The sequence below is a fragment of the Planococcus lenghuensis genome (assembly GCF_001999905.1).
GTDB classification, from domain to species: domain Bacteria; phylum Bacillota; class Bacilli; order Bacillales_A; family Planococcaceae; genus Indiicoccus; species Indiicoccus lenghuensis.
Genome location: NZ_CP019640.1, coordinates 2479556 through 2499387 on the forward strand (window position 1 = coordinate 2479556; position 19832 = coordinate 2499387).

The 19832-nt window shown below is 48.3% G+C and carries 15 protein-coding genes, 1 tRNA gene and 2 pseudogenes; 6 read left to right on the forward strand and 12 right to left on the reverse strand.

Annotated elements, in window-relative coordinates; genetic code table 11:
• Nucleotides 1-26: 26 nt before the first annotated feature.
• The 6 genes and pseudogenes from B0X71_RS12740 to B0X71_RS12765 form a co-directional block, all read right to left on the reverse strand.
• The gene (locus tag B0X71_RS12740; RefSeq protein ID WP_077589776.1) at nt 27-779 is read right to left on the reverse strand and encodes a TerC family protein; all 753 of its coding nucleotides are present in this window, start codon (nt 777-779) and stop codon (nt 27-29) included.
• A 224-nt stretch (nt 780-1003) separates the two neighbouring features.
• Nucleotides 1004-2086 (reverse strand): annotated as a pseudogene (locus tag B0X71_RS12745) (SDR family oxidoreductase).
• 92 nt (nt 2087-2178) lie between these two features.
• The gene (locus tag B0X71_RS12750; protein WP_077589777.1) at nt 2179-5238 is read right to left on the reverse strand and encodes an efflux RND transporter permease subunit; all 3060 of its coding nucleotides are present in this window, start codon (nt 5236-5238) and stop codon (nt 2179-2181) included.
• 325 nt (nt 5239-5563) lie between these two features.
• Nucleotides 5564-5824 (reverse strand): hypothetical protein, encoded by a 261-nt coding sequence (locus B0X71_RS12755; RefSeq protein WP_077589778.1) that lies wholly within the window; start codon nt 5822-5824, stop codon nt 5564-5566.
• A 122-nt stretch (nt 5825-5946) separates the two neighbouring features.
• On the reverse strand, nt 5947-7515 hold the full coding sequence (locus tag B0X71_RS12760) for a peptide chain release factor 3 (RefSeq protein ID WP_077589779.1): 1569 nt from the start codon (nt 7513-7515) through the stop codon (nt 5947-5949).
• Nucleotides 7516-7621: 106 nt separating this feature from the next.
• A complete protein-coding gene (locus tag B0X71_RS12765) occupies nt 7622-9082 on the reverse strand; it encodes a UDP-N-acetylmuramoyl-L-alanyl-D-glutamate--2,6-diaminopimelate ligase (RefSeq protein ID WP_077589780.1) in 1461 nt (486 codons plus the stop codon).
• Between the two features lie 175 nt (nt 9083-9257).
• On the opposite strand from B0X71_RS12765, the gene B0X71_RS12770 reads away from it, so the two are divergent.
• Complete coding sequence (locus B0X71_RS12770) at nt 9258-10829, forward strand: ATP-binding protein (RefSeq protein WP_077589781.1); 1572 nt, start codon at nt 9258-9260, stop codon at nt 10827-10829.
• Nucleotides 10830-10874: 45 nt separating this feature from the next.
• On the opposite strand, the pseudogene B0X71_RS12775 reads toward B0X71_RS12770, so the two are convergent.
• Nucleotides 10875-12262, reverse strand: a pseudogene (locus B0X71_RS12775) (aldehyde dehydrogenase).
• Between the two features lie 127 nt (nt 12263-12389).
• On the opposite strand from B0X71_RS12775, the gene B0X71_RS21230 reads away from it, so the two are divergent.
• The 5 genes from B0X71_RS21230 to B0X71_RS12795 all read left to right on the forward strand — a co-directional run bounded on the left by B0X71_RS21230 (nt 12390) and on the right by B0X71_RS12795 (nt 15301).
• A complete protein-coding gene (locus B0X71_RS21230) occupies nt 12390-12533 on the forward strand; it encodes a hypothetical protein (RefSeq protein ID WP_198038590.1) in 144 nt (47 codons plus the stop codon).
• Nucleotides 12534-12672: 139 nt separating this feature from the next.
• Nucleotides 12673-13374 (forward strand): thermonuclease family protein, encoded by a 702-nt coding sequence (locus B0X71_RS12780; protein ID WP_077589782.1) that lies wholly within the window; start codon nt 12673-12675, stop codon nt 13372-13374.
• Between the two features lie 18 nt (nt 13375-13392).
• Complete coding sequence (locus tag B0X71_RS12785; protein ID WP_077589783.1) at nt 13393-13911, forward strand: 2'-5' RNA ligase family protein; 519 nt, start codon at nt 13393-13395, stop codon at nt 13909-13911.
• 97 nt (nt 13912-14008) lie between these two features.
• A tRNA-Val gene (locus tag B0X71_RS12790) sits at nt 14009-14081 on the forward strand.
• 173 nt (nt 14082-14254) lie between these two features.
• The gene (locus tag B0X71_RS12795) at nt 14255-15301 is read left to right on the forward strand and encodes an acyltransferase family protein (protein ID WP_077589784.1); all 1047 of its coding nucleotides are present in this window, start codon (nt 14255-14257) and stop codon (nt 15299-15301) included.
• A gap of 89 nt (nt 15302-15390) precedes the next feature.
• On the opposite strand, the gene B0X71_RS12800 is transcribed toward B0X71_RS12795, so the two are convergent.
• The 5 genes from B0X71_RS12800 to B0X71_RS12820 all read right to left on the reverse strand — a co-directional run bounded on the left by B0X71_RS12800 (nt 15391) and on the right by B0X71_RS12820 (nt 19789).
• Nucleotides 15391-16101, reverse strand: a complete 711-nt coding sequence (locus B0X71_RS12800; RefSeq protein WP_077589785.1) for a hypothetical protein — start codon at nt 16099-16101, stop codon at nt 15391-15393.
• A gap of 133 nt (nt 16102-16234) precedes the next feature.
• The gene (locus tag B0X71_RS12805; RefSeq protein ID WP_077589786.1) at nt 16235-16504 is read right to left on the reverse strand and encodes a hypothetical protein; all 270 of its coding nucleotides are present in this window, start codon (nt 16502-16504) and stop codon (nt 16235-16237) included.
• Between the two features lie 95 nt (nt 16505-16599).
• Nucleotides 16600-16869: a hypothetical protein gene (locus B0X71_RS12810; RefSeq protein ID WP_077589787.1), complete on the reverse strand. Its 270-nt coding sequence runs from the start codon at nt 16867-16869 to the stop codon at nt 16600-16602.
• Nucleotides 16870-17250: 381 nt separating this feature from the next.
• A complete protein-coding gene (locus tag B0X71_RS12815) occupies nt 17251-19290 on the reverse strand; it encodes a TRAP transporter permease (protein WP_077589788.1) in 2040 nt (679 codons plus the stop codon).
• Nucleotides 19280-19789, reverse strand: coding sequence for a DUF1850 domain-containing protein (locus B0X71_RS12820; RefSeq protein ID WP_077589789.1), 510 nt, complete (start codon nt 19787-19789; stop codon nt 19280-19282). Before B0X71_RS12820 ends, B0X71_RS12815 begins: the two co-directional genes overlap by 11 nt.
• Nucleotides 19790-19832: the final 43 nt, after the last annotated feature.

Sequence of the window (19832 nt, forward strand, 5' to 3'; positions counted from 1 at the left end):
AGAATTTTCTCCCTTTCGCATCATTCCTATTCTTTCGCACGGCTTCTTACACCCGTCAGATATCCAACGACCACGATGGCAACAAGTACACTCCAGAAGATGATTTCCCATGTAGTTGAATGCGGGAAGTGCGGATCAATAATCTGCAGATTCTGGTGTCCAAGTGTCAGCACAGCCAATTTGACACCTACCCACCCGACGATGACAAAAGCCGCGGTTTCAAGCTGTGGATATTTTGCCAGCAACTGTACAAATTTATGGGCGGCAAACCGCATGATGATCACACCAATCAGTCCACCGGCAATCATGACAGAGAATTGACCGCCGTTGATGCCGCCGACCTGGAAATCTCCTACTTCAGTGAGTGTTACTGCGATGGCAACAGCTGCCAGCATCGAATCAATCGCAAATGCGATGTCCGCGAGTTCCACTTTTAATACAGTCATCCAGAAACCGGAGCCTTTCGTTGCTTCCGGCTCTACGCTATGCTCTTCCCCTTTTCGCTGATCATAAATGTGCTTAACAGCGATAAAGAGCAGGTAAGCTGCACCAAGCGCTTGGATCTGCCAGATATCGATCAGCAAGGTCACCATGAACAATGCAGCAAAACGGAAAACGAATGCACCGAACAAGCCATAAAATAAAGCTTTTTTCTGTTGTGCCGGCGGCAGGTGCTTAACCATAACAGCCATTACCACAGCATTATCCGCCGCTAAAAGCCCTTCAAGACCAATTAGCACGAGCAGTACCCATGCATATTCCAAAAAAACTGTTTCCAACAAAATCTCCTCCTGTATTTCGCCCAACAAAAAAGACCCTCGCCTAAAAAAAGGCAAAGGTCTCGCTAAGCAAATTAGTACAACTTGCTATTATAGCCGATGGCGCAGGCCATGTATTGACGACTATAAAATAGGTTTCCCTAAAGCTACTCCCCTTTGACTGACGTCAAAAGTTATTCGGTTTCTAAAATAAGTATACCAGACCCGAAACTGTTGTAAAGCATCTAAGATATCGGAATCTTCTTAGATGTGTCGTTTTTGTGTTGCTGATAGAACCGGACCATCGCCGGCAATGTTTCCAGGAAATCCGCACAGTGAATACCGCTCCCTTTGAGGAGCCGCTGGGCATTCGATGCATCAAAAGAGGCATGCCATTCAAAGTAATCGAGTGTCTCCGCCTCTGTCTGCAGGTACTTCCGGATCGGCCGCACTCCCATACCGATTTCCGCCAATTTCTTGGGCAATCTTCCCTTTGGCGGCTTTCCGGTCATCTCCAGGACCATTGCCCGGTAAATCTCTTCCACCGGGTGTGGAGCCGGGTCGGTCAGATGCACTGTTTCCCCTTCTGCTTCCGCCAGCCTGCTTAAGTACACTGCTGCATCAAGTACATAGTCAACCGGCACGACATTCAGAGACTCGGCAGTGTTCCCGATGTACGGAATGACAGGCAACATCTTCAGACGGTCAATCATGTTCAGAAAAAAATACGGACCATCAAATTTAACGGTCTCCCCTGTTTCAGAATGCCCCCGGACAATGCCCGGGCGGATGATGGTGATCGGCATTTCCGTTTTCCGGGCATCCACCAGCACTTCCGCTTCAAATTTCGTCTCCTCGTAATAGTTCTTGAATGCTGCCGGCCGGATTAATTCATCCTCATACAGCATTCCTTCCCGCAGACCTGCCACATAAGCTGTGCTGAAGTACATGAAACGTTTCAGTTCCGGAAGCTACGCGATAAATTCCAGTACGTTTTGCGTTCCTTCAACGTCCACTTTCCATGCGATAGGTCTTGGCACCGCCAAGTCATAGATGGCCGCCAAATGCCAGAAGATACAGTCATTCTCTGCCATCCGTATTCGCTCAACCGGCGAAATCCCCAAAGCTCCCTTTGTGATATCCCCCTGGACCAGATGTACTTTGGTACCTGTTTCCTGTTCGATTTCCTGTGCCTTGGCCCTCGCTTTTTCCATTTCCGAAGGCAGAACGATTGCCGTCAGCCGGCTGTCCCCCCGGGTATGCCTGCAGATCAATTGACTTGCAATGAACCCCGGAAAGCCTGTAAAAATAATCTCTTGCATGCTCATTCCTCCCGACAAAAAAACCTGTACAGAACTAAGTTCTGCACAGGTCACTGTAATTCCTTGTTATATGAGGAACAAGCATTGGAAGATTTCTGTTACTTCCTCGTTTTTCTTCGCGTTTCCCGGTCAAATAAGCTATAAACGACCGGTACCACGTACAGTGTCAGGAAAGTGGAACTGATCAATCCGCCGATAACTGTAATGCCCATCGGCTGGTTTATTTCCGTTCCTTCCCCGATGCCAAGTGCAAGAGGGAGCAATCCCAGGATTGTAGTCAATGCCGTCATCAGGATTGGCCGAAGCCGATCGCGGACTGACATGATAATCGCTTCGTGTGAGGCAATACCTGCCGCTTTCCGCTGGTTTACGTAATCCACCAGCACGATTCCGTTGTTGACGACGATTCCGACAAGCACGAGCAATCCGATGACCGCGGTGATGCTGACCGGTGTATTTGTCACGAATAGAGCGATGGACATCCCGATGACCATAAGCGGCACCGTGAACATAATGACAAATGGGTACTTAAATGACTCGAACTGGGCTGCCATCACAATGTAGACAAGCACGACAGCAAGCATGACAGCAAGCGCCATATCATCAATGGAATCTTCCAGCAGTTCCCGGTCTCCGCTGAAATTGATTTCCGTCTGATCGTCCAGGTTCAAGTCTGCAATGGCCTCATCGACCCGATCGGACATATCACCAAGGGAAACACCTGACCCGTAGCGCAGTGTAAAGGACACGCTTCTCGCCTGGTTTGACCGGCTGATCGTTACCGGTCCTTCGGTCACTTCAATATCCGCGACGTCTTCAAGCGCAATGAACGTGCCGGATGGCGTCCGGAGAGATAAATCACGCAGCTGTTCAACGCTGTCCCGGTATTCTTCAGCGTAACGGACATAGACGCTGTACACCTCATCTTCATCCGTCACGATTTGAGTGGCAAGAGCTCCCCGGGTTACATTGTTTACGGTCTGGGCGATTTGAAAAGGCGCCAGTCCATATTCGGCTGCAGCTTCCCGGTCGACTGTCACTTGAATTTCTTCAACTGTTTCTTCCAGATCAGTCGTCAGCTCCGTTACGTTCGGCAAGTCGATCAATCTCTCACTGATTCCAGCGACCGCTTCGTCAAGACGGTTGCCGTCCGTATCCGTGACCGTAAAGGATAACGTGTTCGGCGAAGAGCCCGCAGCTGTCTGGAGGTTAAAACTTACTTCCGCCTGTTCTCCGACGGCTTCCTTCACTTCCGGTTGCACGTCATCCACGAATTCGAATACAGAGCGGTCACGCGCGTCCAGTGAGACGAGTTTGACATATACTTCTGCCTGATTCGTTACAGAGGCTCCCCGCGATAAGCTTTCCTGTGTGCCGCCGATCAAGCTGACATAGACATCCACATCTTCTTCATTCTCCAGCTCATCTTCAATGATCTGCACGGCTTCCTCGGTGGCTTCAAGTGAAGATCCGCTTTCGGTCTCGACGCTGATGCTGACGAATCCTTCATCCGTGGCGGGCAGGAATTCTGTCCCAACACGCATGACACCGAAGATACCGACGGCAAGTAAAACGAGCGCTGTGAGCAGCACCAGGAAGCGGTGGCGCAGTGACCAGGCCACTGAACGGGCGAAGCCGGTCATGAACCGGGAATGCTGCCGTTTTTCTTCCACACTCTCATCATGCGGCTTCAGCATTTTGGAGGCAAGCATCGGAATGACTGTAAGAGCTACAGCCAATGAAGCGAAGAGGCTGAACGAAATTGTCAGTGCAAATTCCGTAAAGATCTCGCCGATCAGTCCTGAGATGAAAATAACCGGGACGAATACAGCAACTGTTGTAAGTGTAGACGCTGTAATTGCTCCTGCTACTTCCCTCGCTCCATCAGAAGCTGCCTGCCGGGGATCTTTTTTCATACCGAGATGCCGCTCGATATTCTCGATCACCACAATGGCATTATCGACCAGCATGCCGATACCGAGCGCCAGCGCACCTAAAGTCATGATATTAAGCGCAAAATCCGCAAAGTACATTAATACGAATGTAACAATAACGGAATATGGAATAGCCACACCGATAATCACCGGGCTTTTAATCCCCCTGAGAAATAAAAACAGCACAAGCATGGCAAAGATCCCGCCATACAGCAAGGTCATTCCGATGTTTGTAATGGCAAGTTCAACATACTCTCCCTGATCGAACAAAATGTCCGATTCCACTGAATTGAACCGTTCTGTTTCAAGCAGCTCATCCAGCCGCTCCTGGAACGCTCCGGATACTTCCGCAGTGTTGGCGCCTGATTCTTGCAGTACGGATAACAGAACAGCCGGCTCCTCGTTCGCCCGCGTTTCAGTTCCGCTCTCCTGCTCACCAAGCGCTACTTCTGCTACATCACTGAGCAGTACATTGTCACCGGTAAGCGGATCAACTGTCACAATCAGTTCCTGAATCTCCTCCACGCTTGTCAGCGTGCTCACGATACGCGTTGATAGCTGCCGGTCATCCTCCGTTTCAATGGGATCGCCCGGCAGTGAAATATTATTCGCCTGAAGCAGCTGGACGATGTCCGCCTGCTGTAGCCCATACTCCTCCAATGTCTCCGGATCCAATTGCACCTGCACTTCTTCAATAAGGGCTCCTGAAATATTGACACTGGCGACACCTTCCGCCTGCAGCAATTCGGTTTCCAGTTCCTCCGCCAGTACGCGAATGTCCGTACTGGTATCCGTTGCTCTGAGCGCCAGCTGAATAACCGGGAATTGAGCCGGATCAAATTTCAGGAATTGCGGCTCTCCCGAATCTTCCGGCAGCGGCGTCTGATTCAGCCGCTGCAGCACGTCAGACTGCACATCATCGATGTCTGTGGCCCAGCTGAATTCCAGAAGAATAAAATTGGCGCCTTCCTGGGAAGTGGACTGGATCGATTGGATCCCTGGCAGCGTCGCCAAACTCGCTTCAAGCGGCTCGGTCACTTGCTCACTCACTTCTGTCGGACTGGCGCCTGGATAATTCGTCACCACCACACCAATCGGCGGATTCAGCTCAGGAATCAGCGTAACCGGAATACGGGTGAACGAAACTGCACCTAAAATGAGCACCAAAAACATCACAACGATTGTAAAAACTGGTCTTTTTATTGAGAAATCGCTTAATTTCATTTCGTTTACCCTCTCCTGCCGCAAAATGCGGATACTACCTATTCAATCATAAGAAATTGAAGGACAGACTTCAAATCAGGAAGAAGAAAACCTGCCTGGAAACTATCCGGCAGGTGTCACAGTTTGTTCATATGGCAAGCCATCAGACTGCATTTGCAGCAAATAACTTGCCAGGAGCGGATTTGCCGATATAATAGCCTTGCGTAAAGTCATAGCCCAGCTTCCTGCATACGTGAACTGCTCCCCATTGAATGGAGAGCTTCGAAAGGCAATGACCTTCAGCCATATTTACCAAAATCTATCTTCCGAACTTTTCTGCATATCCTCAGGTCGTCCCCTTCCCCTTTCGGTTCACTGGTTTTATTGATGAAACTCTTGATGCCGGCTTCAATCGCATTTTGCCTGCTTTCAATTGCAGCTTTCCTTGCCCGCTGATCGAGTAGACGGCGACTCCTGCGGAAATCAGCACAAGCTGAAGACCCCGGCCTGAGCGCAGCGAGGGAAGCGGCAGAGGCCGGGCTTGCGGAAAGCGTCCGGCTGGAGCGATTTCTTCAGAGCCGAAATAGCCAGTAGTAAAAAAGATCAAGGAGGCATCCCTTGGTATAGCTGAGGTTGACGCAATCTCGGCTGTTCCCGCGAATAATCCAGGAGATTAAAAAATACATTTCCCTGTCTTCACAAAAAAAGCCTGCCCATGGGCAGACTTTTTTAAAGTAAACTATAAAGTTTTATATCCGGATTCTTATCCTGGAACCAGCGGGTGGCAAACTCATTCTCAAACAGGAACACGAGATTATCATGCCGGTCTTTTACCAGCATCGACCGCGGTCCGGACATGGATTCTTTTACATCCTGTTCATTTTCAATCCAGCGGGCCACTTTTGTCCCGACCGGCTCCATCCGGACTTCAACATTGTACTCATTTTTCATCCGGTGCTCGAACACTTCAAATTGCAGCTGTCCGACAGCCCCCAGAATCACTTCTTCCAAATGGAGTGTTTTGTAATATTGAATGGCGCCTTCCTGCACAAGCTGCAAGATCCCTTTGTGGAAGTGCTTTGACTTCATGACGTTTTTTGCAGTCACTTTCATGAACAATTCCGGAGTGAATTGCGGAAGTGCTTCGTATTGAAGCTTCTTACCGACCGTTACTGTATCTCCGATCTGGTAATTTCCGACATCGTACAATCCGATTATATCGCCTGCGACCGCTTCCGCTACTGTTTCCCGGTCATCTGCCAGGAATTGTGTGGATTGGGCAACTTTGAAAGACTTCCCCGTCCGGGCAAGGGTTACATTCATGCCACGCTCGAATTTACCGGTGACAATGCGCAGGAAAGCGATCCGGTCCCGATGCGCCGGATTCATGTTGGCCTGGATTTTAAAGACAAATCCGGAAAACGGCTCTTCCACCGGATTCACCACTTCTTCGTCCTGTGTCACCCGGCCCTGAGGCGGCGGTGCGAACTGCAGGTATGTCTCCAGGAATGTCTCCACACCGAAATTCGCCAAGGCACTGCCGAAAAACACAGGTGTCAATTCACCATTCGCGATCCGTTCAGCCGAGAAATCATTCCCTGCCTCGTTCAGCAATTCAATGTCTTCGAGGGCCTGTTCATAATAGGAAGTTTCTTTCATCGGATGGTCCCCGATCAGCTGACCGTCTTCGTCCAATTCCATGAAACGGCCTGTTTCTGAACGAAATGGTTCAACGCGGTTATTATACCGGTCATAGATGCCGAGGAATTCTTTCCCCATGCCGATCGGCCAATTCATCGCATAGGATTCAATCCCCAATACTTCCTCCAGCTCTTCCATTAGTTCAAGCGGTTCTTTGCCTTGTCGGTCCATTTTATTGATGAATGTAAAGATGGGGATGCCACGCATCCGGCAAACCTTAAATAATTTGATGGTCTGCGCTTCAATCCCTTTTGCTACATCGATAATCATGACAGCCGAATCGACCGCCATCAATGTCCGGTAAGTGTCTTCACTGAAATCCTGGTGGCCGGGCGTGTCCAGAATGTTCACCCGTTTGCCGTCGTAATCGAACTGCATGACAGAAGATGTAACTGAAATCCCCCGCTGCTTCTCGATATCCATCCAGTCAGACGTTGCAAATTTGCCGGTTTTTTTCGCTTTGACTGTTCCTGCATCCCGGATTGCACCGCCGAACAGCAGCAATTTCTCCGTGAGCGTGGTTTTCCCTGCATCCGGGTGGGAAATAATTGCAAACGTTCTTCTTCTATCTATTTCTTGCTTTAGTTGTTGTGACATATTGTCTTGCTCTCCTTTTTTCTGCCTACCTCATCTTAGTGTGGCCATCTGAAAATCGTCAAGCTAAAACGCCGCATTGCCCATTTCCGGCAAGCAGCGCTTCAGCTCAGCAGAATTTTTTCTTTGCTTCTTCAATCGCGATCTCTTTATCACTGTGCGGCTGTTTCTCGTTTCCGACGATCTGATAATCTTCATGTCCTTTTCCGGCCAAAACGATAATGTCACCTGGCTCTGCCTGCTGAACGGCAAACCGGACAGCTTCCTCCCGATCGCCGACGCAGGCATAATTTTCATGGACCATGCCTGCGGCCAAACCGGAAAGGATACTATCATATGCTTCAAACCGGGGATCATCTGTCGTCAGCACCACAAAATCAGCTACTGATGCTTTTTCAGCCATGACCGGCCGTTTTGTCAAATCCCGATTCCCTCCCGTGCCGACCAGGAAAATAATCCGCTTTTCCTTAAATTGGCTTACGGAATGCAAGGTCTTCTCAATGGCATCCGGTGTATGGGCATAGTCAATGAAAATCGAAACCGGCGCTTCATGCTCCACTTTTTCTAGCCGGCCATTAACCGGCGGAATTAAGGCAAGCGCAGCCGCCAGCTCCTCCATCCGGTATCCTTCTGCATAAAGGGCAGCCAATGCCGCCAAGGCGTTGGAGACGTTAAAATGACCAAGGAGTCCCATGGACACCATCTGTTCTCCCTCAGGATATTCCAACCGGAAAGAAGTGCCTGAAGGTGTCATTTTAATATCACGGGCCATAAATTGAGCCGGCACTGCAATGCCGTACGTATAGACCGGATACGGCGTCATCTCTGCATACCGCTTCGACCATGGGTCATCCGCGTTCAGGACCACTTGCTTTTTTTCCTGCAGGTTCTGCCCAAGCTGAGCAAACAGCAGACCTTTTGCCTGTCCGTAGGCTTCCATGGTGCCGTGGAAGTCCAAGTGATCATGTGTAAGATTTGTGAATATCGCTGTATCAAACTCCACACCGGCAAGCCGGCCTAATATTAATCCGTGTGATGAAACTTCCATCGTCATGTGATTGCAGCCATGATCCGCTGCTTGTCGGATCATCCGCTGGGTCGTCAGTGAATCGCTTGTTGTATTGGCTGACTGGTGGAGCGTTCCGTCCAGGTTAAAACCGATTGTCCCGCTTAGGGCGGATTTTTCACCCAATTGCATTAAAATGGCATGCACCATGCCTGCTACACTTGTTTTGCCATTTGTGCCAGTGACACCGATCATTTTCATCGATTTGGATGGATAACCATAAAACTTGGCGGCTATCAGTCCCATGGCCCGCACAGTATTGTCAGTCAGGACGACAGCAGCTTTCCGGACGTTAACGGGCTTGGACGCAATGATCACTGCCGCTCCTTTATCTTCCGCAGCTTCTGCAAAATCATGCCCATCCACTGTATAGCCTTCAATGCAAACAAACAGCGAGCCTGGCTGCACGTCGCGCGAATCCATTGTAATATGTTCAATGCTGGCCGGCAGCCCCCCGGACAGAAGCCGGTGCGGCAACCCCATCAATAATTCATTAGTTTTCATTACTTATTCCTCCTAAAAAAAGCGGCAGACATAGAAAAAAGCCGGATACTCATTTCCGCCCATCAGCGGCTTTCACCGTCGTGTTTCTCCTTTCCTATCATACCAAAATACACTTTGTTCCGACACTCCCATCTTTATATAGTAGAATGGGATAAAATGATTCCTGAGGTGCTGTATGAATCAGACGATTACAATGTATAAATGGAACCGGCTGCTCTTGCCCTGTTTCTGGCTGTTCCTTGGTTTATATGCGGGTTTCAGTCTTCTGACGCCACTTTCATTCTCGCTGCCGGCGATGCTGATCGGAATTGCCACCGGTCTCTTTCTTCTCGTACTGCTGCGTTTCCGTATAAACGAACGAATTCTTCAGCATGTGTTGCTTTTATCCATGAACCTTTATATTTTTTTAGCTGTCTGGGATTCCACATACCCAACCGCCTATACGTTTCTGATTCTTCCGCTTCTGGCAGCTTCTTTTTATGTGGATGCTGTCCCCGTACTCGTTCTTATGGCAATCACGCTTCCTGAACTGGTGCTGGCTGCGCTGTTCGCCCCGGTCCATATCACGCTGGCAGTTTATCCTGTGCTCGGGCCGTCTGTTCTGCTGCTGATCACTGCTATCGTCATCCTTGTACTTGTGCACTCTGTTTATTCCGGTAAATTCTGGCGGGCTATGGAAAACAAAAACCGCTCAATGGAGCAGGCGCTTCTTTCCAGAGAAGGTTATCTGCAGCTGTTTTTCGGCAATGCACAAGACGCGATTGCCGTCTTTGATCTGAACGACCGGGTAATCGATATTAATCCTGCCTTTGAAGAACTGTACGGCTGGACCCGGGAAGAAGCCATTGGCCGAAAACTCCCTATCGTTCCGCCTGAACACCGAGAAGAGGCAAATGACCGGCTCCGGAATCTGTTTAAGGGACAAAGCTACTCTCTCCTTGAAACCACAGATATGCGCCGGGATGGCTCTTATTTCGATGCGGAAGTGACCTTGTCATCCATCCGGGATGAAAATGGAAAAGTGATTGCCACTTCCGTTATTTCCAGGGATATCTCTTACCGAAAAGAGACTGAGAAATTAATCGTCCAATCTGAAAAACTGAAATTGGCAGGCGAAATGGCAGCAGGGGTAGCACATGAAATCCGCAACCCGATGACGGTCATCTCGGGATTTGTTCAGATGATGCATCATGACACAGGCCATCCTTATCAGCCCTACACCAAACTGATTCTGTCGGAGATTGAACGGATTAATCTGATCATCGGTGAATTTCTTATCCTGGCCAAACCCCAGGCAGTACAATTCAGCAAAGTCAGCCTCCGTCAGACACTGGAAGAAATACTTCTGCTGTACGGACCGGAGTTCAATATGCAGGGGGTTATTTTCCGGGAGACATGGGAGACTGAAGATTTTGCTGTACGCGGTGAAAAAAATCAGCTGAAACAAGTGTTCATCAACCTGATCCGCAATGCCATTGAAGCGCTTGGAAATGAAGGGAAGATTTCGCTCCATGCAGAAAAAGCGGCGGACCGCACAGTGATCATCCGTTTAAAGGATAATGGTTCCGGCATTCCACCAGAGGTGCTCACCAAAATATTCGAACCATTTTATACGACAAAGTCAACCGGCACAGGACTGGGGCTGATCATTTCACAACGGATCATCCAGGATCATGGCGGTTCGCTCAGTGTTCTCAGTGAACAAGGGAAAGGAACGGAAGTGGTTGTTCAGCTTCCGCTGATTTAAAGCAAAACCGGCTCTTCCATTCAAGAGGAAGGGCCGGTTTTCTCGTTACCGCAGAACGGTCCGCACTAATTTCACTTTCTTGCCATAAGGCGGGAACAACAGGTTTACCGGCAATTTCGTCGATTTTTTCATGATCGATTTAGTGTGCGTGAATGCTTCAAAGCTTGTGTAGCCATGATAGGCACTGAGCCCTGATGATCCGACACCGCCGAATGGCAGGTGAACATTTCCGACGTGTGAGACCGTATCGTTGATGCAGCCGCCGCCAAACGGCAACTGATCCAGAAAGAATTGCTGTGCACGCTCGGTTTCAGAAAAGAAGTAAGCAGCAAGCGGTTTGGGCAATTTCCGGATTTTCGATAGCAGGGTCGGCAAATCCTGGTAAGTGAGCACCGGCAGGATGGGACCGAATATTTCATCTTCCATCGCGGGACTGTCCCATGAAATATTGTTCAGTATAACCGGTTCGATATAGCGCTGTGATCGGTCCGTTCTGCCGCCGTATGCGATATGATTTGTCTCTCTGTCGATGATATCCGTCAGCCGGTCAAAATGCAGCACATTCACAATGCGCCCATAATCCGGACTGTCAATCGCGTTTTTACCGTAAAAAGTCTTAATCGCATCTTTCATCTTCTCAATCAGCTCATCTTTTACGGATTCATGAACGCAGACATAATCGGGAGCCACACATGTCTGGCCGGTATTCATCAGCTTGCCCCAGATGATGCGTCTGGCTGCGGTATCGAGATTCGCAGTGTGATCGACAATTGCCGGGCTCTTGCCCCGAGTTCAAGCGTCAGCGGTGTCAGCCGCTCTGCAGCCGCCTTCATGACGATTTTGCCGACTTGGACGCTCCCGGTAAAGAAAATATAATCGAATGGCGCGTGGATGAGCGCCGTCACTTCATCCTTTGCTCCTTCGACAACCCGGATATAGTAAGGCGGGAATGCATCTTCAATGACTTTACGGATCGCCTTTGCCACATTCGGTGTTGTTTCAGAAGGTTTTACAATAGCGCAATTGCCGCCGGCGATTGCACCAAGCAGAGGTTCAATGACCAGTTGGAAAGGATAATTGAATGGACCGATTACCAGGACAGATCCGTACGGCTCCCGGATAATAAAGCTCTTTGCCGGCTGCAGATGCAGAGGTGTTTTTGCCTCTTCCGGCTCCATCCACTCTTCCACATGCTTTTCCATGTACCCGATGGAATTGAGCACAAAGCCCACTTCAGTCGCGTATGCTTCAAACTCACCTTTACCCAAATCCCGCATCAGAGCTTCCGTAATCTGTTTTTCGTTCACCTGAATCGACTGCTTCAATTTTCTGAACTGCTGTTTCCTGAATTCTGCCGGTCGGGTGGTACCCGTGTAAAAGAAATCATGCTGTTCCTCAATCATCCGTGCGACTGTTTCATCTGTTACTTGCATTCCGATTCCTCCTTTGCTTCTTTATAATTGTAGCTTGAATCATCTGACATTACAAAATCCGGCTGTTTAAAGTCCAGTCCCTTCCGGGTATAGAGAAATAACCAGCTATTACAAGGAGGAATTCAACATGAATCACACAGAAAACTGGTGGGAAACAATTTTTGCGGGAACACTTGAAGTCGGTCTTAACAAAGAACGCCTTGAGGACATTGATGAAGAATCATTTTTATATTATGACGCAGATAGCCTGATGCAGGAGCAGCAGCTGTAAATGCAGAACCCACTGGCACTGATCTACCTTGTTACATAGAAACGCCTTTTCCGTTACAATTAACCGGAGAAGGCGTTTTAATATGCAGGGCTTTTTCATGTCCTGCATCCATAGTGAATAACCGAAAACAGGTGATCCAATGAAAACCATTAATAGCTTGCTGTTCAGTCTGCTCTTCCTGCTTGCCGGCTGCAATGCAGCAGAACCGGCTGACAGTCTGGGCCGGATGCCAGCAGAACTGCTGTCTGTTATCGATGGCGATACGATCAAAGTGCTTTATGAAGGCCGGGAAGAGACCATCCGGTACTTATTGGTCGATACACCGGAAACCAATCATCCGGAATTGGGCCAGCAGCCGCTTGGACCGGAAGCAACCGGAAAAAACAAGGATATTCTGAAGGCAGCAGAAATTGAAATCGAATTTGACGAAGGCAGGCAGTACGATGACTATGGCCGCCTGCTCGCTTATGTGTATACGGATGGCGTAAGTGTCCAGGAGCAATTACTGGAAGCTGGACTGGCCCGGGTCGGCTATGTATTCCCTCCAAATACCCAGTATATCGAAGAATTCGAACAAGCCGAGGATATCGCGCAGGAAATGGGAATTGGAATTTGGGAAACTGCGGGTTATGTAACGGACCGCGGGTTCAATTCAGAAGTGTTTGAACAGACAGGTTCAGGAACAGACAGCACCTGCAGGATTAAAGGCAACATCAATCGAAAAGGCGAGAAAATCTACCACCTCCCCGGAGCCTTGAATTACGAACAAACGAAACCGGAGGAATGGTTCTGTTCTGTCGAAAAAGCAGAAAGTGCCGGATTCCGGACATCCCCAAATTAAAGAAGTGGAGGAGAAATGATGCAAGCACTAGTACTCAGGTTCGATTATAAATCCTCTGCCTTTATGGAAAATCTGCAAAAGCAGGCGGTCAATGCCGCTGGGATGTCCGGGCCGCCGCTTCCGCCGCATTTGTCGCTTCTGACGTTGCAGCACGCGGATTCCGCAAGCTTAAAACGCGTGGCCGAAGACAAAGCCCTGCATCTGAATAACACGTTCCTCTCATTCAGCTCCATCGGTTTTTTTAAGCAAAATGGAAGATTCTTTCTGTCACCGGCCGCTTCCAAAGCGTTGATGGATGCGCATTTTAAGATCCAATCAACCGCCCGCGGATACCAAGGCCACCTCCATGAGCATGAACCAGAAGAGTGGACGCCCCATGTACCGATCATTACTGGCATCTTACCTCCATTCCAAGGACCGATGTTCGCCCGACTGTCGATGGAATTTGAGCCTTTTAAAGCTAAAGCTGCCGCCATTGAATGTTGGACGTTGACCGGTGATCATATCGAGACGGATTGGAGTCTGTTCCTGGATTGATCGCTGCAGAATGGATAAAGAAACCGGATGTTAATATAAAGTCTTTGTTGACTTTTATCCGAAATAGGTTATATAATAAATCTTGTCTTAACGAAACGATTCCTTAGCTCAGCTGGGAGAGCGCTACCTTGACAGGGTAGAGGTCGCTGGTTCGAACCCAGTAGGAATCATATGATCATGCGAAAGAGCCTTGCAGAAGTATTCTCTGCAAGGCTCTTTCTATTATTTCCGGCCTGCTGTTTTTCCGCCATTGTGTTTGAATACAGTCTGATGGGGCATATTAACTATACAAGCCGGTTAGCCGGCAACTGAAAAGGTAACTTGCAGACTAAGGGTGTGTGCCATGCAACCAAGAAAAACAGAATTGAATGCCAACGAAAAAAATCGGGACCCATTCTTTGATAATGCCCGGTTTATCCTCGTATCATTGGTTGTCTTCGGTCATTTGATCAGTCCCGGCCGGGAATACAGCGACCCCATTTTCTTTGCGAATAACTTCCTCGGCTCATTTCGGATGCCAGCCTTGATATTGATCACAGGCTACTTCTCGAAGCGATTCATCAAGGATGGTTTCGTCAAAAAAATCACGATGCACGTCCTGATTCCCTACCTTATATTTCAGGGCGTCTACTCGCTGATGAATGATTTCATTTACGATCGTGAACACTTTGTGCCGAATTTTTTCATCCCTGCATACGCAATGTGGTTTTTGCTCAGCCTTTACTTCTGGAACATGATGCTGTTCATTTTCACGAAGTTTAAATATCCGATTTTGATGGCATTTCTGGTTGGAATCGGAGTAGGCTGGCTTGATGATGCAAGTCATTATTTAAGCGTAACCCGGACATTCGTGTTCTTCCCATTTTTTTTGATCGGCCATTATTTGGGTAAAGATCAGTTTGATTGGATCAAACAGAACATGACCAAGAAATGGTCAATTATCAGTATTGCTGTCAGTTGGCTGCTCTTGTCTTTGTTTCCGCTTCAGGAGGCAAGAACGTATTTGCTTGGCAGGTATCCGTATATTGAAATTGCCGATTCTTATTTTGAGGGAACAGTCGTTAGAATCGTCTTCTATATTATTATGCTGTTAGGGATTCTTGCATTTTTGCCTTGGGTTCCAAAAAAAGAGACGTTCTTTACAAGGCTCGGCAAGCGGACGGCCTATGTCTATATCCTTCATATATTCGTGATGAAACTTTTCTATGCGCTTGAATGGACTCCAGACATCCAATGGTGGCATATTATCGGCGTCCCAATCATTTGGCTGCTTATCGTCTACGTTACCAGTTCTGATTGGGTGGCTTCGGTTACCCGGCCATTTATCGAGGGACGGATTGCGGAGCCATTGTTTAAAGATGAACCGAAGACGCGGAAAAGCGAAAAATGACCGGCGCATGCCGGCATATGCCAAGAGAAAAAGGAAGAATCGCAGCGTAAATGCGATTCTTCCTTCTCTATACTAAATTATTTTCATTATTATTCTGCCGCTTCAATCTCTTCGACTGTTCCGACTGTCTCTTCCAGTTCAGCAAAGTCTGAGAAGTCAGCAATTGCCATGTCATATTCAGCTACCACATAATCATTGAATTCGACTGCTGTCCAGCCAAGTGGTGTCAGGTAAGTCGTTTCAAGTTCAGCTTCGTCAATTGCACCGAAGTCCACTTCTTCTGCAGTTGCTTCTTCTTCACCTTCCGCAGCCTGAATCTCTTCAACCGTTCCGACTGTCTCTTCCAGTTCAGCAAAGTCTGAGAAGTCAGCAACGGCCATGTCATACTCAGCCACTACGTAATCATTAAATTCGACTGCTGTCCAGCCAAGCGGTGTCAGATAAGTCGTTTCAAGTTCCACGGGGTCAATGACACCGTAGTCAATTTCTTCGGCCTCTTCACCTTCAACCACTTCTTCTGTTTCAGTGGTGACTGCACCGTCCAATAAGCCTTGTTCTTCCGCCCAGAGATTTACGTCATCTTCTGAAAGATAACCTTGTTCTTCAAACCATGCGCCTACATCTTCTTCTGCAATGTAACCCTGCTCTTCAAACCATGTACCTACATCATCTTCGTTAACGTAACCTTCCAGGTCTGTCTCGGTCAGTCCTCCCGCTGCTTCTTCGCCTGAACAAGCAGCTAGAATTCCTGTGGATAGTACCGCAATCCCTGCCCCTTTAACCATTTTATTGAATTTCATAAATATCGTCTCCTTTCGTTATAAAAAGTCTTATTCACGTTTCATAATATCCTGCTTTGGATGGCAACAGCCACTACACGCAAAGAAGCGTCCAGTGGCTGTATGATGTTCCAGTTCCCAGAATACAATTTTCTTATTCAAACAGGCCTTGTTCTTCAGCCCATGTATTCAAGTCATCTTCCGTATAGAAGCCTTGTTCTTCAGCCCATAGACCGAGGTCCTCTTCCGTATAATAGCCTCGCTCTTCAGCCCAGACACTCAAGTCATCTTCCGTGTAATAGCCTTCCAGATCGGCGTCTGTCAGGTATTCCCCTTCGCCGGCACCTTCTTCAGCACAGCCGGCCAGAACTCCAACGGATAATGCTGCGATTCCGACACCTTTTATCACATTTTTAAAAGCCATTTTCACACTCTCCTTTTTTGTAAAATAATTTTTATAGTATCGTGATATTCTGAGATTTTCATTGGTTATCAATGATTACTCTTTAAAACTGCTGCTTATTCAAAAAGACCTTCTTCTTCAGCCCATGTATTCAAGTCATCTTCCGTATAGAAGCCTTGTTCTTCAGCCCAGATACCAAGATCTTCTTCCGTGTAATAGCCTTGCTCTTCTGCCCATGTATTCAAGTCATCTTCCGTATAATAGCCTTCCAGATCGGCATCTGTCAGGTATTCCCCTTCACCGGCACCTTCTTCAGCACAACCGGCCAGAACTCCAACGGACAATGCTGCGATTCCGACACCTTTTACCACATTTTTAAAAGCCATTATTACATTCATCCTTTCTTTTTGAAATATAATTTTTACGTTACTGTAACATTACCCGGCCCTCATTTTAGTAAACGTGTAATAAGATTTCTTAAAGATAACAGCAGCAAACTCTTAAGAGCAGCATGTAAAAATGCAATAACGTCTGTACACTCCTTCTCCTAAAACAGTTCAGCATATAATGTTATTTTTTAGGTACCCGGCATTCCCTGTACTAAACATCTGCCAGCTGTTCATCTGATACATAACAACAATCATTAAAGTTCCTGGTTGCCTTGTTCCGTAGCCACTTCCTGTATTAAATAGCTTTGAGAAGGGTTCTCCGGATTTCTGCATAAAAAAAACAGACCCGGAGAGGAATCTCGGGTCTGTTGAACCTTTCTATGCGGTTGTTGTTCGTTCCTGCTGTCGATTGCGTGTAACAAATTGGATCGCCAGCAAAATCAGGAAAACAGCGAGCCCTATGGTATCCGACACACTTTCCGGATAAATAAGTGCAAGTCCGGTCAGCACGGCAACAATCCGCTCAATCCAATAAAGCTTCCGGTACCAGAAGCCGATGAGACCGGCACCGATAGCCGTCATGCCGGCGAGTGCCGTAAAGACCACCCATACGACTTGGGGCAATGTTGTATCAATCATCAAGAGTTCCGGTGAGAGAACGAACATATACGGGATGATGAAAGCCGCGGCGGCGAGTTTAGCAGAGTTAACACCGGTTTTAATCGGCTCTCCGCCGGATACCCCTGCAGCCGCAAACGCCGCAAGCGCAACAGGCGGCGTAATGTCGGCGATAATCCCGAAATAGAACACGAACAGATGGGCAGATAATGCGACAACCAGCGGCACTGCTGCACCTGTCGGCTCACCGAGCATCAGCAGCGTAATGATCGCTGGCGCGGCGATTGTTGATGTAATAACATAGTTAGCGGTTGTAGGCGAGCCCATTCCAAGCACGATGGATGCCAGCATCGTGAAGAACAGCGTCAGCAAAATGCTTCCGCCTGAAGCTGATACGAGACCGGTCGCCAAGCTTAGCCCGAGCCCTGTCTTTACCACAACGCCCACAATGATACCGGCAGCTGCAGTCGCCGCAGCGACTGCCAATGCTGTCCGCGCCCCATCCACGAGCGCATTAATCGTATCCTTGATGCCGATCCGCGTCGCCCGGTCAATCGCACTGACGATAATGGTCAGCAGAATGCCGTAGAGTGCGGCCTGCATTGTCGGAATTCCGATCAGGAGGAACACAATGATTGCCACAATTGGCGATAGTAAATATATCTTCTTCAACACTTCTTTACGGTTCGGCATTTCTTCAGCTGGGATTCCCTTCAGTCCAACCCGCTTTGCCTCAAAATGCGTCATGATCCAGACTCCGGTGAAATACAGCAATGCCGGGATAGCAGCCGCTTTGGCGATATCCCAGTACTGGATGCCGCCGCCGATGAATTCGACCATCAGGAAAGCCGCTGCTCCCATGATTGGCGGCATGAGCTGACCGCCTGTGGAGGCGGCTGCTTCCACTCCGCCTGCAAACTCTTTTTTATATCCCAATTTTTTCATCATCGGAATTGTATAAGATCCCGACGTCACAACGTTCGCCACTGAACTTCCTGAAATAGTACCTTGAAGAGCACTTGAAAAAATGGCTACTTTTGCCGGTCCGCCCGTCAGGCGTCCCGCCAGTGTGACTGCTAAATCGTTAAAGTATTGGCCAACTCCTGTCTTGACGAGGAATGCACCGAATAACAAGAACGTAAAGATGAACGTCGCAGACACGCCGATTGGCGTTCCTAAAATGCCATCCGTTGTAAAGAACATCAGCTGAACAACGGATTCGAGATCCTGCCCCCGGTGAGCCAAAAACCCCGGAAAACTCCGCCCAAAAAACGCATAGATTAAGAATACCGAAGAAATGATCGTAATCGGCAAACCGACTGCCCGGCGTGTGGCTTCGAGTGTCAGTACAATCGCCAGGACACCGACAGCCATATCTAAATCGCCGAGACGTCCGACCCGCTGAATAATTTCTTCATAATAGATTGGCCAATACAACCCCACTCCTACTGAGAGGATGGCCAGGATAATGTCATAGAAAGGCACACGATCTCTCCGTGCGCCTCTTTTTCTGGCTGGGAAGAGCAGGAAAATCAAAGCCAATGCAAATCCCAAATGAATCGAACGTTGAATATAGGCTGTGAACTGCCCGAAAATTGCGGTATACAGCTGGAACAGGGCAAATGCCAGCAATCCGAAGAAAATGATGTTTTTCATGATGCCGACTACGTCCCGCGTATTCGACTCAGGGTCGTACTTCTGCAGCAATTCCTTCTGCTGATCCTCTGTGAAATATGTATCTTCCGGCGGCAATTTTTCTTCCTGCCGTTCTTCGTTATCCGGCGGCAATTTATTGCTCATTCAGCTTCACTCCTTTTACCTGTTGATATAAGGAAAGTTTCTCTACATGGAATGTATAGGACTCTCCCCGCTGCAGTACCTCTTTCAAGTCATACACGCGGCCTTCCGTCATCAATTCAAGATCCAGGTCGACATCGCCAACAAACAGACTGAATTCAGGGAGAATCCGATTCATGTTGCGGATAAAGAACTTCCCGTCTTCTTCGACAAACACTTCCCCTTTTCCTGCATTTGCCGGCATACCAATGGCAAAATCCTCATACTGCAGCTCTGTAATCCGGAAATTCCCTTCCTTTGTCACTTCGTAGCTCTCAACCACGTCGGATAAATGAATGGAATGCGTATAGCGGATTTGAAAAAATGATTCCTGTTTCGGCAGATATGCCGCCAGTTCGCCTGTTTCATTGTGGATAAATGCATAACTCGATTGCCAAGGCACAAAAAAAACGAGAGTGTTCAAAAGGAAGAAAATCAGCATATATCCAAAGAGCTTCTGCATTATTTCTCCTCCGCTTCCCTTAACACAAATAACGGCGATAAGG